This is a genomic window from Comamonas sp. C24C, assembly GCF_053345995.1.
Map to the genome: position 1 here is coordinate 192,521 of NZ_JBKFBC010000002.1, position 13,891 is coordinate 206,411.

Genomic DNA, 13,891 nt, shown 5'->3' on the forward strand with positions numbered 1-13,891 from the left:
GGGCCTGAATCACTCAAAAAGCTCTCGCTGAGAGGATGTCAGGGTGGTGAAGTCCTCGCCAAGAGGGAACAGGATCGAGTCGGCGATCGGCTTGATCTGTTTCGCCAGATAGTGCTCGTAGTCGATGCGCGAGCGGCGGATTTGCAAAGGCTCGGGGCCATTCTTGGTCATGAGGTACTGGATCCAGCCGCCGTTCTGGTATTGCCGGGGCCTGCCCATGCGGTCGTTGTATTCGTCCGCGATGCGAGCGGCACGTACCTGAGGTGGCACGTTGCTCACATAGGCATCCAGGCGGTGCCGTAGGCGCTTGCGGTAGATAAGCAGCTCGTCCTTCTTGCCCGCCAGCGTTGCACGGGCGTACTCGATGACGAACTCGCGGTAAGGAGCGGCCTGGAAGACGCGGGAGAGCAAGCCCTCCTGGAACTGTCTTGCCAGCGGTGTCCAGTCGCTTCGCGCCATCTCCAGGCCCCGATAGATCATCGTCTCTTTGCCGGCAAGATCGATGCTCAGGCCGGCGTAGCGCTTCTTGCTGCCAATGTCCGAGCCCCGGATGGTGGGCATGAAGAACTTCTTGTAGTGCGTGTCGAACTCGATTTCGAGAAAGCTCTCCAGGTCCTGTTCCTGCCGCAAGGTTTGCGTCCACCAGGCGTTGATGTCTCTGGCCAGCTCCGCCGCGACGGCGTGTGCCTCTTCGTTGCTATGGGTGCGCTTGAGCCAGATGAAAATGGAGTCCGTGTCCCCGTAGATGACTTCGTACCCGCGTTGCTCCACCAGATCCCTAGTGAGCTTCACCATCTCATGGCCGCGCAAGGTAATGGCCGAAATCAGCTTGGGATTGAAGAACCGGCACTCTGAAGCTCCCAGCACTCCGGCGAACGAATTCATCACCAGCTTGAGGGCCTGGGACAAGGGTTCGTTCTTGGCTCGTTTGGCCTCGTCGCGGGCTCGCCACAGCCGGGTCACGATTTCCGGCAGGCCATGCTTCTCGCGCGAGAAGAGCGTGCCCAAGGGGCCTTTGATGAGCCCTTGGGAATCGCGGGCATGCAAGCCTTCGGTCAGGCCTACAGGATCCACGAGAAAGGTCCGAATGATGGAGGGGTAGAGGCTTTTGTAGTCCAGAACCACCACGGAGTCATAGAAGCCGGGCTTGGAGTCCAGCACATAGCCGCCTGGGGACGATTTGCCCTGGATATCGCCCACATTGGGGGCTACGTAGCCCAGGCGATGCATGCGCGGCAGATAGTGGTGGCTGAACGAGGCGATGGAGCCGCCGAAGTGATCGAGCTGCAGGCCTGTGGCGTGGGCTCGCTCCATGGCAAACTGCAGCAGCTTCGCCTTTTCGAAGATGCGCAGAACCAGCTCGCAGTCGCGCAGGTTGTAGCTGGCGAGCGCAGGCTTGTCCTGCTGGTAGCGCCGCTCTATCTCTGCCATCTTGTCGTATTCGTCCCCGATCTCCTTTCCCTCACCCAGGAGTTCCTGCGAGACGTTCTCGAGGCTGAAGGAGGAAAAGCTCCAGACGGCGGCCCTGAGGGCCTCGATGCCGTCGATCACCGCCCGGCCCGGCATGGGAGCGAAAAGATAGCCTTGCTTGCCTGGGTGGGTGCGCCACGCGATGGGCGTTCGTTCCCGCCCCGGCAGCAAAGGGATTCCGCAGTCGTCCGCCGTCTTTTGCAACACGCGCAGGTCGAACTGAATGACGTTCCAGCCAACGATGACATCCGGGTCGTTGCGCGCAAACCAGTCGTTGAGCTGCTTGATCATCTCCTGGCGGCTTGAGCAATACACCAGTGCAAAGCCCGTCGTCGGCTCTGGCTCGGAAGAGGGCTGCCCGAGCATGAACACCACGCGCTCAGCCATACCGTCCAGTGCAATCGAATACAGCTCCTGGTGCTGGCTTGTCTCGATGTCCAGCGACACCACTTTGAGTGCAGGCCTGAAATCCGGTGCTGGAGCCAGCCTGCAGTCCAGCAGCGCGGCATTTTCTGTGCGACCGCCCTGCACAGTGACGCCTGCAGTGATGAAGCGCTCCATCAAGTAGCGTTCATGTGGCCGAACATCGGCCTCCAGAAGAGGAATGCCTTTTTGCTGGAGAGTGCGTTCAAGCCGCCGCAATTGGCGGAAGTTTCTCGCATAGATACCCAGTACTGGTTCTTGCTGAAAACTTCTCAGTGAGAGTTCCCGCAACTCGACTCCCGGCAGGGTTGAAAGCTGTGCATCCACCGCGGCTCTGTGCCTGGTCTCGACGAAAGCCACTGAAGTCTGGGCGGTCAACAGCACTTTCAGCGGGCCGTCCTCCGTCGCAAGCCAGTATTCAAACTCGGCGCCTGCCGGTGTATCCCGCCAATTGCGGGTAAGAATGAATCCCTGGCGTTCTGGAGTTGACACGAAAGATGAGGTAAGGCGAGTGTGACTGCCTTGAACCCGAGTTCAAGGCCCTGATCGGGTGCGGCTGCATGAGCTTGTCGAGCAAGTCATCTGCTTTGCAGAGGCACCGGTGAAATGATACTCAGCAATCAGGGGCAGGTCTTGCAACAGAGCTGCTTGGGCAACTGCCATTCGGCCGAGTAGTTCTGTCTGAAAAGCCGATCATTGCTGCATGGCAGACCCCGAAGCCACCGAGCCATGCATCCGTGCATGGCCGGCATGTATCCGGTATATCGGCTCCATCTGGAATTTAGGAGCGTCGTTAATCCATTTGCTCATCCAGGTCCAGCAGGGTGGCGGCCAGCACCTGGGTGCCGACCAGGACCTGACCGGGGGAAGCCCACTCCACAGCGCTATGGCTGCGCCCTTCAAGGCAGGGGATGAAGATCATCCCCGAGTGCCCCGTCTGCGCAAGGTACATGGCATCGTGGCCGGCTCCGCTCGGCATGCGCCGACAGCCCAGACCCAGGCGTCGCGCGGATCGCTCCACGGCAGCCGTAATCTGCGGCGCGCAAGGGACCGGGTCCACATGGGTGCGAGGCTCCACCCGCCAGTGCACGCCCAGTTGATCGATAGCCGGGCCGCAGCGCCGCGCCAGTACTTCCCAGAACTCCTGCAGCAAGGGGGCATGGTTGCTGCGCACTTCCAGCGTCATGTCTACCTGGCCAGGCACGGTGTTGCTGGCGTTGGGCGAGACGTTCAAGCGACCTACCGTGGCAACCACATAGTGAGTGGTGTTGCGGCTCCACTGCAGCGCCAGGCGCTGGGCCTGGCGAATCACTACTGCCGCAGCCACGAGAGCATCGCGGCGTTCATGCATGGGTGTGGTCCCCGCATGATCGGGCCGACCGTCGAAGAACAGCTGGGCACGGCGTATGCCCACGATGTCGGTCACAGCACCTATGGCCAGGCCTTCACGTTCCAGCATGGGGCCCTGTTCAATGTGCAGCTCTACAAAGGCGGCAAAGCCTTGCTGGCGGCGGTCGGCTTCGGACAGCGCTTCAGGGCGGGCACCTAGGCGCTGCAGGGCCTGGCCCAGGGTGTCGCCCTGGCCGTCGCTGGCAGCGAGCATGTCTGCGCTGAGCTGGCCGGCCATGGCACGGCTGCCGACGCAGGAGATGCCGTAGTCACTGGGCTCTTCGCAGAGGAAGTCGATCACCTCGAAAGGGTGCTTCAGCGTGATGTCCGCCTCCTGCAGTGCATGCGCCACTTCCAGACCCGCCAGCACACCCAGGATGCCGTCGAAGCGTCCACCGGCGTTCACGGTGTCGGTGTGCGAGCCCGTGGCCAGGGGCTTCAGGTCATCGCAGCGGCCGGGGCGGCGGCCGATGAGGTTGCCGGCCGCATCCAGGCGGACCTGCAGGCCAGCGGCTTCGAAAGCTTCACGTAGCCAGGCACGTGCGGCCTGGTACTCCGGGCTGAAGGCGCGGCGGGTCCAGGGCATATCAGGGCGGGTGAATCTGGCAAGGTCTTCGAGCCGGCGCCACAGGCGGTCACCGTCAATCGGTGGCAGAGCCGGGGCAAGGCGAGGGGAGGAGGTAGAAGCGTTCTGCATGCAGTAATCTTCGCCCGGGATTTACCAACAAGGAATCTTTTGATGTTTATGCAAGGTATTAGTGAAACTTTGGCTAATGCCCCCAGTTTGATGCTGCTGAGAAGCTTTTGCCTGGTCGTTCAAGAGCGCAGCTTTTCGCAGGCGGCAGAGCTGTTGCAGCTGTCCCAGCCGGCGGTCAGCCTGCAAGTGCGGCAACTGGAGCGTCAACTTGGTACACGTCTCATCGAACGTGTGGGGCGGCGTGCTGTTCCGACGGCTGCGGGGCAGACCTTGCTTGAGCAGCTGCCTGCCGTGACCATGGCGCTGGAGGGACTGGCACATGCGCTGAGTGCGCATGCGCGAGAGGTCAGCGGGCAGGTGCGTATAGGCACGGGCCTGACGGTGTGTCTCTATCTGCTTCCCGCCGTGCTGCGCCAGATACGGGCCAGCCATCCAGGCATCGATATCGTGGTGGTCACGGGCAATACCGAGGAGTGCGTAAGGCGCGTGGAGGACAACAGCCTGGATCTTGCCTTGGTCACCTTGCCGGTCAATCGCCGGGCCTTGCTAGCCACGCCTGTGCTGCATGATGAACTGGTAGCCGTAGCTCGCCCGGAGATACTGATGTCGAGTGATGCGGTTGCTGCGCGGGAGTTGAGGTCCCTGCCTCAGCTCGCCCTGCAGAAATCAGCCAGCACGCGCGGGGTGGTCGATGCCTGGCTGCGCCGTGCTGGCGAACTCCCGCATCCTCAGATGGAGCTGGACAGCGTCGAAGCGCTCAAGGAGATGGCAGCCATAGGTCTGGGTTATGCCGTGATTCCGCGCATGGCCATGCAGGGTCGAGGAGCTCGCGATGACCTGGTGTCACGCCCTCTGACGCCCAGACTGCAACGAACGCTGGCGATGGTGTTGCGCAAGGACAAACCGCTGAGTCGTCCCCTGTCCATGGTGTGCCAGAGTATTCAGGAGCATTGCGCGCAGTGGCTGAAGCAAACCAAGACGTGTGGCTAGCTCAAGCGGCACCACAATGGTCGACTGCCCTGGCTGCAAATGCGTCGCCGAGTGCGGGATCTGCGCTGTCGCGCCTGCATAGATACCGTCGATTCGGTAGCGGGTCATGACCCATGGACGGGGTTCAAGTGCCGGGCAGCCACATGCGTGCCTTGAGGTTCTCGAATACCTGGCGTGTGATTGGATTGACTACATGGCTGCGTATGTAGAGCTTGTAGACCAGATCCGGCAGCGGTGGCATGCCGTCGCCACTGCCTAGTACGCGCAGGCCGGGGTCCAGTTGTTCCACTCCGCGTGCGGTGACTCCCAGATCGGCGCGCAAGGCTGCGCGTATGCCCACCAGACTGGTACAGGTATGGCGCGGTGTCCAGTCGATATCGGCGGCATCAAGTGCATCACAGGCCAGGCGGCGAAAAATGCTGGGCCCGCTCGCCAGCACCAGCGGCACTGGCTTGCCGGGATCGTGCACATAGTTCGCACCGCACAACCAGACCGTGGGGCTGGAGCGGAGTGCGAAGCTCTCGAATGTGGTGTCGTCGCGATTGGATATCACCAGATCCAGTTCCCCTTGCTTCAGAGATTCCATCAGGAAGGGACTGCGTTCCATGTGGATGTCGATCTGCACACCGGGAAACTTCAGGGCAATCTCTTTCAACACCGGAGGAAGCATGGTGTCCGCAACGTCATGCGGTGCGCCTATCCGCACCAGACCCTCCAGATGGTGATGCTTGAGGCTGCTGATCGCTTCGTCATGGATAGCCAGCATGCGCTGGGCATAGCCGAGCAGACGCTGGCCGTGTTCGGTCAAACGTTTCTGGCGTCCCTGCTTTTCAAAGAGCGTGTGTCCAACCTTGTCTTCCAGGCGCTGCATTTGCTGGGTGATTGCCGACTGCGTGCATCCCAGCTGCACGGCGGCGGCAGCGAAGCTCTGCTGACGGGCGATGGTTGCCAGTGTGCGCAGCTGGTCCAGATCCAGTGTGTCCATATATAAGTTTCTCTTAAGTATATGGTTGAGTTTATGGGATTGTTTACGTTAGAGTGGCCCGCTACATTGGTTGTCATTCAACCAAGGAGTCTGCTTTGTCCACGATGAAAGAACAACGTAACAGTGCTGTCCAGACGGCAATTTTGGCAATGAAGAGCGCTATCGGCAATGATTCTGCGTCGCGTCAAAGTCTTGAGAAAGTTCTTGCTCAGCTAATGGAATTGGCAGGGCAAAAGCAGCTCTGGGGAGGTGAGGATTTTCCTGCTCCCGAAGAAGGTGAACATCAGGCTCGCTACCTGATTGCCGAAGATGCAGACCAGAGCTACGCGCTGTACCTGAACGTGATGCGCCCAGGCAAGCGCATCGTGCCGCACAACCATACGACCTGGGCCTGTATTGCAGCGGTGGAGGGCACGGAGCACAACCGTGTCTACGAACGTACCGACGATGGATCGGTTCAGGGCAAGGGCACGCTTGAGGAAGTCGATCTGGTGGTCGTGCAGCCCGGCCACGGCATTGCCTTGATGCCCGAGGACATTCACTCCGTGGAAATCCAGGGCGAGCAGGTCATCCGTCATCTGCATATGTATGGCAGGGCGCTGGAGACACTGAATGCCAGAACCAGCTACGACCTGCAGGCAGGCACCTGCCAGACCATGTCCATCGGTGTTCAGACGCGCCGCTGACGCACTGCTAAGCCGCTAGGCCTTATCCCTCTTTGCTTTGCAACGCGCTCCTTGAAGCGCGTGGGCGCAGCTTTGCCTGAAATTCGCGAACTTAACTGTTATGACTCAATTCGCCAACGCCTCAACCCTTAAGTCCTGGCTTCACGACGGCCAGGAAATCGCCGTACTGGATGTTCGTGAGCATGGCCAGTACGGCGAAGCACATCTGTTCTACGGTACACCCTTGCCCTTTAGCCGCCTTGAGGTCGATGTGCCGCGCCTGGTACCACGCAAGACCGTGCGCGTGGTGGTCTATGACAGCGGAGAAATCGATACGGAAAGCGTGGCACTGCGAGCGGCGCAGCGCTTGCAGGATCTGGGCTATACCGATGTCCATGTCTTGGAAGGCGGCACGAAAGCCTGGCAGGCTGCGGGCTATGTGCTGTTCGCCGGCGTGAACCTCCCCTCCAAAACATTCGGTGAGCTGGTGGAGCACGCCTATGGAACGCCGCGCATCACGGCGCAGCAACTGGCTGCCAAGCAGGCCTCGCGAGAGCCGCTCGTCATTCTCGATGGTCGGCCGGTGTCCGAGTTTCACAAGATGAACATACCCGGTGCCATATGCTGCCCCAACGGCGAACTGGCCTACCGTATCCGTTCCCTGGTGCCTGACGACAGCACGCCTGTCATCATCAACTGCGCCGGGCGTACGCGCTCCATCCTGGGTGCCCAGACCTTAATCAATCTGGGGATCTCCAACCCTGTCTATGCACTGGAAAACGGCACTCAAGGCTGGTATCTGAACGATCTGCCACTGGAGCATGGCGGCAAAAGCCGCTATGCCGACGATTCTGGCAGCGGCATTCTGCAATCCCAGGCACAAGAGCTGGCGCAGCGTTTTGAAGTGCCTTTCGTGAACGCACAGAAGGTTGCGCAATGGGCTGCGGATGGAGACAGAAGCCTGTTTCTCTGCGATGTACGTACGCCGGAAGAGTTTGCCGCCGGAAGTTTGCCTGGCGCGCAGCACACTCCCGGGGGGCAGCTGGTCCAGGCCGGCGACCAGTTCATCGGTGTACGCGGAGCCCGACTGGTGCTTTTCGATAGCGATGGCATACGCGCTGCAGTGATCGCCAGCTGGCTGCGCCAGATGGGGCAAGACGCGTGCGTGCTGATCGACGGCCTGCATAGTGGCCTGAGGCTGGAGAGTGCCTCCGGTTTTGCCGCACCGGAACTGCCCTTGGTGACGGTCGCCGAGCTACGGTCCCGCCTTGAGCGCGACGAAGTCCTGCTGGTTGACCTGCGGCCAAGCATGAAATATCGCGCGGCACATATCCCGGGTGCGCTCTGGTCGATTCGTTCGCGTCTGGCCCGGAACTTGCGTGATGAAACACGCGCCATCGTGCTGGTGGCGGATGAGCCGGCGCTGGCGCAATGGGCATCGCTGGAGCTGCCGAAGCCCGCAGCACTGCTGCAAGGCGGAATGGCCGCCTGGCAGCAAGCCGGTTTGCCGCTGGAAGCCAGCGCCGACATTCCCCCGGATCACGATTGCATTGACTACCTGTTCTTCGTGCATGACCGTCATGACGGAAACAAGGATGCCGCTCGTCGCTATCTGGCATGGGAAACAGGACTGGTTCAGCAACTCGACGCCCAGGAACTTGCCGCGTTTCATCTGCCCGTTCCTGCTGCCCCGCTTTCCGGCGCCGTCTGATCGCTTCGTCTGATTGCGCCAACCGCTTCACACCCTACGAAAGAAAATCATGCTTGCTATTCGTTCTCTGGCTGTTGTTCTCATGGGCACCGTGCTTGTTGCGCAGGTGCATGCGCAAACCTTGGCACAGCGCAATGGCTTCCCCAGCCAACCGATCCGCTTTGTCTCGCCCTTTCCGCCCGGCGGTGGCAACGATGCAACCACACGCTGGGTCACCACGCGTCTGCCAGAGCTCACCGGACAGCCGGCGGTTGTCGAGAACAAGGGCGGAGCGGGCGGCAACATAGGCGCCAAAGCCGTGACCGAAGCCAAGGCCGACGGATACACGCTGCTGACGGGGCAGGTTTCTCTGATGGCAGTGAACCCCACGCTCTACAGAGCGCCGGGCTTTGATCCGCTCAAGAACTTCATCCCTATCACCCAGGTCAATGCGGCGCCTCTTGCGATCGTGGTTGCCGCGGGATCGCCTCTCAAAAGCTTTGCCGATCTGGCGGCAAAGTCCAAGGCTGAACCCGGCAAGATCACCTATGCCACGCCAGGCAACGGCACTTTGTCGCACCTGGTTGGCGTGGTACTGGGCAAGGAAAGCAATGTGTCCATGACGCATGTGCCCTATAAGGGCGCGGGTCCGGCCATCAATGACTTGCTGGGCCAGCAGGTCGATGTGCTGATTACCTCGACCTCCTCTGTGGCGGGCATGATTCAGGGTGGTCAGATACGTGCCCTGGCAGTGACCAGCCCGCGCCGGGTAGGTGTATTCGGCAAGGTGCCGACGCTGGAGGAGTTGGGCTATAAAAACACCACTTTTGAAGACTGGTACGGCTTTTTTGCACCAGCAGGAACCCCACCCGAGCGCGTTGCCTATCTGAACGAAGCGATTGTCAAGACGCTGCACAAACCGGAGGTCAGCAAATTGGTCACCGATGGCGGCAGTGAAGTGGTTGCGAGCACTCCCGAGGCTTTTGCTGCTCAGCTCAATAGTGACATCAAGCGCTGGAGCTACGTGGTCAAACTGTCCGGCGCCAAGCTGGATTGATGAGGAGTTCAGGGCATCACCATGACGACCAAAGATCGGCAAGCTTCGAGTGAAGGCCTGGGCACGCGGCTTACCCACATGGGCAGGTCCCCTGCCTATGAGGGTGGCTCGGCCATCAATCCACCCATTGTGCGGGCCAGCACGGTGGTGTTTGAGAACACCCATCAGCAACGCGAAATGCGAGCGCGGCGCGGGCAAGAGCGCATCTTCAGTTACGGTGCGCGTGGCACTCCCACCAGCTTTGCCCTGGAAGATGCGGTCAGTGAGCTTGAGGGCGCCTATCGCACGCGCCTTTTGCCCACGGGGCTCGCCGCAGCAAGCATGGCCTTGCTCAGCTATCTCAAGCCGGGCGATCATGTTCTCATTACGGACAGCGCCTATCAGCCTGTGCGGCACCTGACGGAGCAGTTTTTGCAGCCCTACGGCATCGAATACAGCTTTTTTGCTGCCGATGGCAGCGACGCAGCCGCCAAAATGCGGCCAAACACTCGAATGCTGTATGCCGAGTGCCCAGGTTCGCTGGTGTACGAAATGTGCGATCTGCCTGCGCTTGCTGCCATGGCACATGCGCACGGAGCCCTGGTGGCGGTCGACAACACCTGGGGATCCGGGGTGCAGTATCGCCCCCTGGCGTTGGGAGCTGATATCTCCATCATGGCCGCAACCAAATATCTGTCAGGACATTCGGACGTCATGATGGGCACGGTTGCCACCACGCAGGCTGCCTGGGAACCGCTTGCCAGTCGTTGCGACGCCTTCGGCATGAGTGTCAGCCCTGATGATGCATGGCTGGTTCTGCGCGGCTTGCGCACCTTGTCGGCAAGGCTGCGCATGCATGAAGAACATGCCTTGACGGTGGTCCGCTGGCTGGAACAGCTGCCGGCAGTGCAAACCGTTTTCTGCCCGGCACTTCCTGGTCACCAGGGACATGAGTTGTGGTTGAGGGATTGCTCAGGTACCAATGGCCTGATCTCCTTCGAGCTTCAGCCATGCATTCCCGCCGAAGCCGTGGACCGATTCATCGACAATCTGCAACTGTTCGGGCTGGGGGCTTCATGGGGTGGTTATGAAAGCCTGGTCATTGCTGCAAACATGACACAGGCACGCAGCGTAACGGACTGGAGTCAGCGTGGTTCGGTGGTACGACTGCATATCGGCCTGGAAGACCCGCAGGATCTCATCGCGGATCTGGCGCAAGCGATGGAGGGCTCGGGACTCAACGGGCTGGACACGAAACCTCGAACCTGATGCTAAGTTCATGAAGGCTCCCTGGAGAGCCTTCCCGCAAGAATGGCGCCGGATCGGGACGGATAAGCAGGATTCTGCGTTCCCAAAAAGGCTGTGCCCAGAGCAACGAGCCAAGCCAGCTCTCGAATAGATCACGTGGCCGGATTCCGGGCATCTTCAAGAGGCATGGCTGCGGCGAACAAAGAGCTCATGGATGCTTATTCCGGCTGTACATGCTCAAAGGCAAGAATTTTTCGGGGCTGTCACAGCATCAGTTCACGGCACTGCGATAGCAAGACAGCCAAACCAGAGGTCGCACGGCGGCACTTGGCTTCTCCCCACCGAAATGTTCAGCGCATGTATTGCATTGAGGAACTGAAACATCGCAGGCAGCCTCTGGCCGCAGCGGCGCAGGCCGATCCTGAACGTCGTAAACAAAGGTGGCAGAGGTCATCATCGGCGATGCAGCTGATGTCCACTATCGGAAATCCGGCCGTCCTCACCATGCTGCGCTGAGGAGGATGCCCATGGATCATCACTTTTGAAACGCACCTTTTTGGTGCGAAGAAAGCAGGGCGTGGCAAGAGCGCATTTGTAGGACGAAATACCTGATTTCAGTGATTGCTGTGCTCATCTTTGCTGGGTAGTATTGAAAATACATTTATTGACAATTAAGACTTATGCATACTTTTTTAAGTTTTGCTTGGGTCTTCTTGTCAAACCGTCTTTGCCATCACCTCCTTGCAGATATGAACGCCTTTGCTCACCGCCGGCCTGAGACAAATTTCCGTGGCCGTGCCCGGCTCACTGCCTTGTTAGGCTCCGCCATCTGGCTTACCGGCTGCGCCAATCTGACCGGCCAGGCGCTTTCCACGGAAGAAATCCAGTCGCAGGTTCAGGCCGATCGGCAAAGCCTTGGCAAGGACGTGGCTGCGCTGACCGGGCCGGTAAGCCTTGAAGAGGCCATTGCGCGGGCCATTAAATACAACGCGGCCCAGCGCCTGCGCGGCATGGAAGAGGCGGTGGCCCAGGGCACGGCCAATGTTGCCAAGTTCGACATGCTGCCCAAGCTGGTGGCCTCGGCTGGCTACCGCTACCGCGACAAGGACCTGATCAGCCGCAGCACGGACTCCGTCACGGGCGCGCCTTCCCTGGCACACCCCTATATCTCTTCGGACCGTGAATCGACGCTGAGCTCGCTGAGCTTCTCCTGGAGCCTGCTGGACTTCGGTCAAAGCTATTACGCCGCACGCCAGCATGCCGACCGCGCCCAGATCGCCGCCGAGCGTCGCCGCAAGGCCATACACACGCTGATCCAGGATGTGCGCATCGCCTACTGGCGTGTGGCTGCGGCCCAGGCCCTGGAATCCTCGCTGCAAACCGCAGGCCAGGATGCCGACAAGGCCCTGGAAGACTCGCGCAAGGTCGAAGCGGAGAAACTGCGCTCCCCCATGGAGCCGCTGCGTTATCAACGCCAGTTGCTGGAGAACATCCGCCTGCTGGAGGCCATTCAGCAGGAGCTGTCCTCCTCGCGCATCGAACTGGCCTCCCTGATGGGCGTCTCGCCTGCCGAGCTGAACCAGCCACTGCGCGTGATTGAGCCAGCAGCCTCGAATGCCCAGCGCTGGCTGGAGCAGCCCGTGGACAAGCTGGAAGACCGGGCCCTGCTGCTGAACCCGGATCTGCGCGAGAGTCTGTACAACGCCCGTATCGCCAACGAAGAGACCAAGCGCGTCATGTTGCGCATGTTCCCCGGTCTTTCCTTCAACTATGGCGTCAACAAGAGCAGCGACAGCTATCTGATCAACGACCGCTGGCAGGATGCTGGCCTGCAAATCTCCTTCAATCTACTGGGACTGCTGTCCCTGCCTGCACAGCGTCAGCTGGCCGATGCGGGTGTCCAGTTGGCCGATCAGCGTCGTCTGGCTACCCAGATGGCGGTATTGACACAGCTGCATGTAGCCCGCCTGCAATTTGCGAACGCCGTGCGCCAATATGAAAGAGCGCAGACCATTGCCTCCGTGGACCAGCGCCTGTCCGAGCATGTGAACAACCAGGTGCAGGCCGACAAGCTCAATGCACTGGAGCGCGTCTCCCAGCAGACCAGCACCATTCTTTCCGTACTGCGCCGCTACCAGGCCCAATCCAATATGCAGGCAGCCAGCTCACGTCTGCAAGCTACCCTGGGCATGGAGCCCGTGATCGAAGGCTCGGACAGCATGCCCCTGCCCGAACTCACGCAGGCCGTGGGCAAATCGCTGCAAAGCTGGGACGCGGGCCAATTCCAATGAAGTCTTGCGTGTCTCCTTTGATTCTGGGCCTGGCATTGGGTTTTTCGCTCGCCGCTCAGGCCCAGACCGGCTCGGCAGCCCAGAGTCTTCCCAAAACTCAGGCCTCTTTGCCCAGCGTGCTGGATCAGCGCGAGATCCGCGCCCAGCTCGCACCTCGCCGCTACACCACCTTGGCGGCCGAAATCGGCGCCAAGGTGCAGCGCCTGCCGGTGGTGGAGGGCGGGGCCTTTCGCCAGGGGCAGCTGCTGGTGCAGTTTGACTGCAGCCTGCCGCAAGCCCAGCTGAACAAGGCCCAGGCGGGCGTGGATGCCACCGAGAAGACCTGGAAGGCCAACCAGCGCCTGGCGGAGCTGAACTCCGTCGGCAAGGTGGAGCTGGATGTCTCTCAGGCCGAATGGAACAAGGCCAAGGCTGAAGTCGCCGCCAACCGCAGCCTGCTGAGCAAGTGCCAGATCACCGCGCCCTATGCCGGTCGTGTGGCCGAGCAGAAGATCCGCGAGCAGCAATATGCGCAGCCGGGTCAGGCACTGCTGGACATTCTGGACGACTCTGCACTGGAGCTTGAATTTCTGGTGCCTTCGCGCTGGCTCAGCTGGCTGCATTCGGGCTCGGAATTCCAGGTGCGTATTGACGAGACCGGCAAAACCTACCCTGCCAAGGTCCAGCGCCTGGCCGCGCGCGTGGACCCGGTGAGCCAGTCTGTGAAGGTCAATGCGGCCATACACGGAAAGTTTGGCGAACTGATCGCCGGCATGAGCGGGCAGGTGCTGCTGGCACCCCCCCCAGCCGGCAAGCCTTAGGCATTCAAATAAAAGAGCATGTTGCGCATGCCATTAAAAGGTTTCAGATCATTTTTATGCTGAAGTCAATATATAGAAGGCGCAACATGCTCATATTTTTATAGTCAGATAGTCAGAGACCGACCGCTCCCAGGAAGAGGGCAAGCCGGCGGTCTGAACCTGCAAGGCAGGCAAGCGCCATGCCACCTTCATCCCGGAAGGACACTT

General features: G+C 60.4%; 10 protein-coding genes. 7 read left to right on the top strand and 3 right to left on the bottom strand.

The window, feature by feature from the left end:
- Positions 1-9 precede the first annotated feature (9 nt).
- Together ACLBXN_RS04625 and ACLBXN_RS04630 are read right to left on the bottom strand one after the other, a co-directional pair.
- Positions 10-2,385, bottom strand: a complete 2,376-nt coding sequence (locus ACLBXN_RS04625) for a DNA polymerase II (protein WP_447611318.1) — start codon at positions 2,383-2,385, stop codon at positions 10-12.
- 301 nt (positions 2,386-2,686) lie between these two features.
- Complete coding sequence (locus ACLBXN_RS04630; RefSeq protein WP_447611319.1) at positions 2,687-3,979, bottom strand: allantoate amidohydrolase; 1,293 nt, start codon at positions 3,977-3,979, stop codon at positions 2,687-2,689.
- A 90-nt stretch (positions 3,980-4,069) separates the two neighbouring features.
- On the opposite strand from ACLBXN_RS04630, the gene ACLBXN_RS04635 reads away from it, so the two are divergent.
- Positions 4,070-4,969: a LysR family transcriptional regulator gene (locus ACLBXN_RS04635; protein ID WP_447611320.1), complete on the top strand. Its 900-nt coding sequence runs from the start codon at positions 4,070-4,072 to the stop codon at positions 4,967-4,969.
- 124 nt (positions 4,970-5,093) lie between these two features.
- On the opposite strand, the gene ACLBXN_RS04640 is transcribed toward ACLBXN_RS04635, so the two are convergent.
- The gene (locus ACLBXN_RS04640; protein ID WP_211455756.1) at positions 5,094-5,954 is read right to left on the bottom strand and encodes a LysR substrate-binding domain-containing protein; all 861 of its coding nucleotides are present in this window, start codon (positions 5,952-5,954) and stop codon (positions 5,094-5,096) included.
- Positions 5,955-6,049: 95 nt separating this feature from the next.
- On the opposite strand from ACLBXN_RS04640, the gene ACLBXN_RS04645 reads away from it, so the two are divergent.
- The 6 genes from ACLBXN_RS04645 to ACLBXN_RS04670 all read left to right on the top strand — a co-directional run bounded on the left by ACLBXN_RS04645 (position 6,050) and on the right by ACLBXN_RS04670 (position 13,684).
- Entirely contained in the window at positions 6,050-6,640 is a 591-nt protein-coding gene (locus ACLBXN_RS04645; protein WP_211455757.1) for a cysteine dioxygenase family protein, read from the top strand.
- A gap of 100 nt (positions 6,641-6,740) precedes the next feature.
- Positions 6,741-8,330, top strand: a complete 1,590-nt coding sequence (locus tag ACLBXN_RS04650; protein WP_447611321.1) for a rhodanese-like domain-containing protein — start codon at positions 6,741-6,743, stop codon at positions 8,328-8,330.
- Positions 8,331-8,379: 49 nt separating this feature from the next.
- On the top strand, positions 8,380-9,366 hold the full coding sequence (locus ACLBXN_RS04655) for a Bug family tripartite tricarboxylate transporter substrate binding protein (protein ID WP_407715691.1): 987 nt from the start codon (positions 8,380-8,382) through the stop codon (positions 9,364-9,366).
- Between the two features lie 21 nt (positions 9,367-9,387).
- Positions 9,388-10,614, top strand: coding sequence for a cystathionine beta-lyase (gene metC / locus ACLBXN_RS04660; protein ID WP_447611322.1), 1,227 nt, complete (start codon positions 9,388-9,390; stop codon positions 10,612-10,614).
- Positions 10,615-11,405: 791 nt separating this feature from the next.
- Positions 11,406-12,884 carry a TolC family protein gene (locus tag ACLBXN_RS04665; RefSeq protein WP_343679316.1) on the top strand — a complete coding sequence of 493 codons (1,479 nt, stop codon included), beginning with the start codon at positions 11,406-11,408 and terminating at the stop codon, positions 12,882-12,884.
- A gap of 17 nt (positions 12,885-12,901) precedes the next feature.
- Positions 12,902-13,684: an efflux RND transporter periplasmic adaptor subunit gene (locus ACLBXN_RS04670; protein ID WP_447611609.1), complete on the top strand. Its 783-nt coding sequence runs from the start codon at positions 12,902-12,904 to the stop codon at positions 13,682-13,684.
- Positions 13,685-13,891: the final 207 nt, after the last annotated feature.

Excerpts from the sequence above, each read along its gene's own strand:
- ACLBXN_RS04630 (WP_447611319.1), bottom strand. The coding sequence starts at position 3,979 with ATGCAGAACGCTTCTACCTCCTCCCCTCGCCTTGCCCCGGCTCTGCCA.
- ACLBXN_RS04635 (WP_447611320.1), top strand. The coding sequence starts at position 4,070 with ATGCTGCTGAGAAGCTTTTGCCTGGTCGTTCAAGAGCGCAGCTTTTCG.
- ACLBXN_RS04640 (WP_211455756.1), bottom strand. The coding sequence starts at position 5,954 with ATGGACACACTGGATCTGGACCAGCTGCGCACACTGGCAACCATCGCC.
- ACLBXN_RS04650 (WP_447611321.1), top strand. The coding sequence starts at position 6,741 with ATGACTCAATTCGCCAACGCCTCAACCCTTAAGTCCTGGCTTCACGAC.
- ACLBXN_RS04655 (WP_407715691.1), top strand. The coding sequence starts at position 8,380 with ATGCTTGCTATTCGTTCTCTGGCTGTTGTTCTCATGGGCACCGTGCTT.
- metC (WP_447611322.1), top strand. The coding sequence starts at position 9,388 with ATGACGACCAAAGATCGGCAAGCTTCGAGTGAAGGCCTGGGCACGCGG.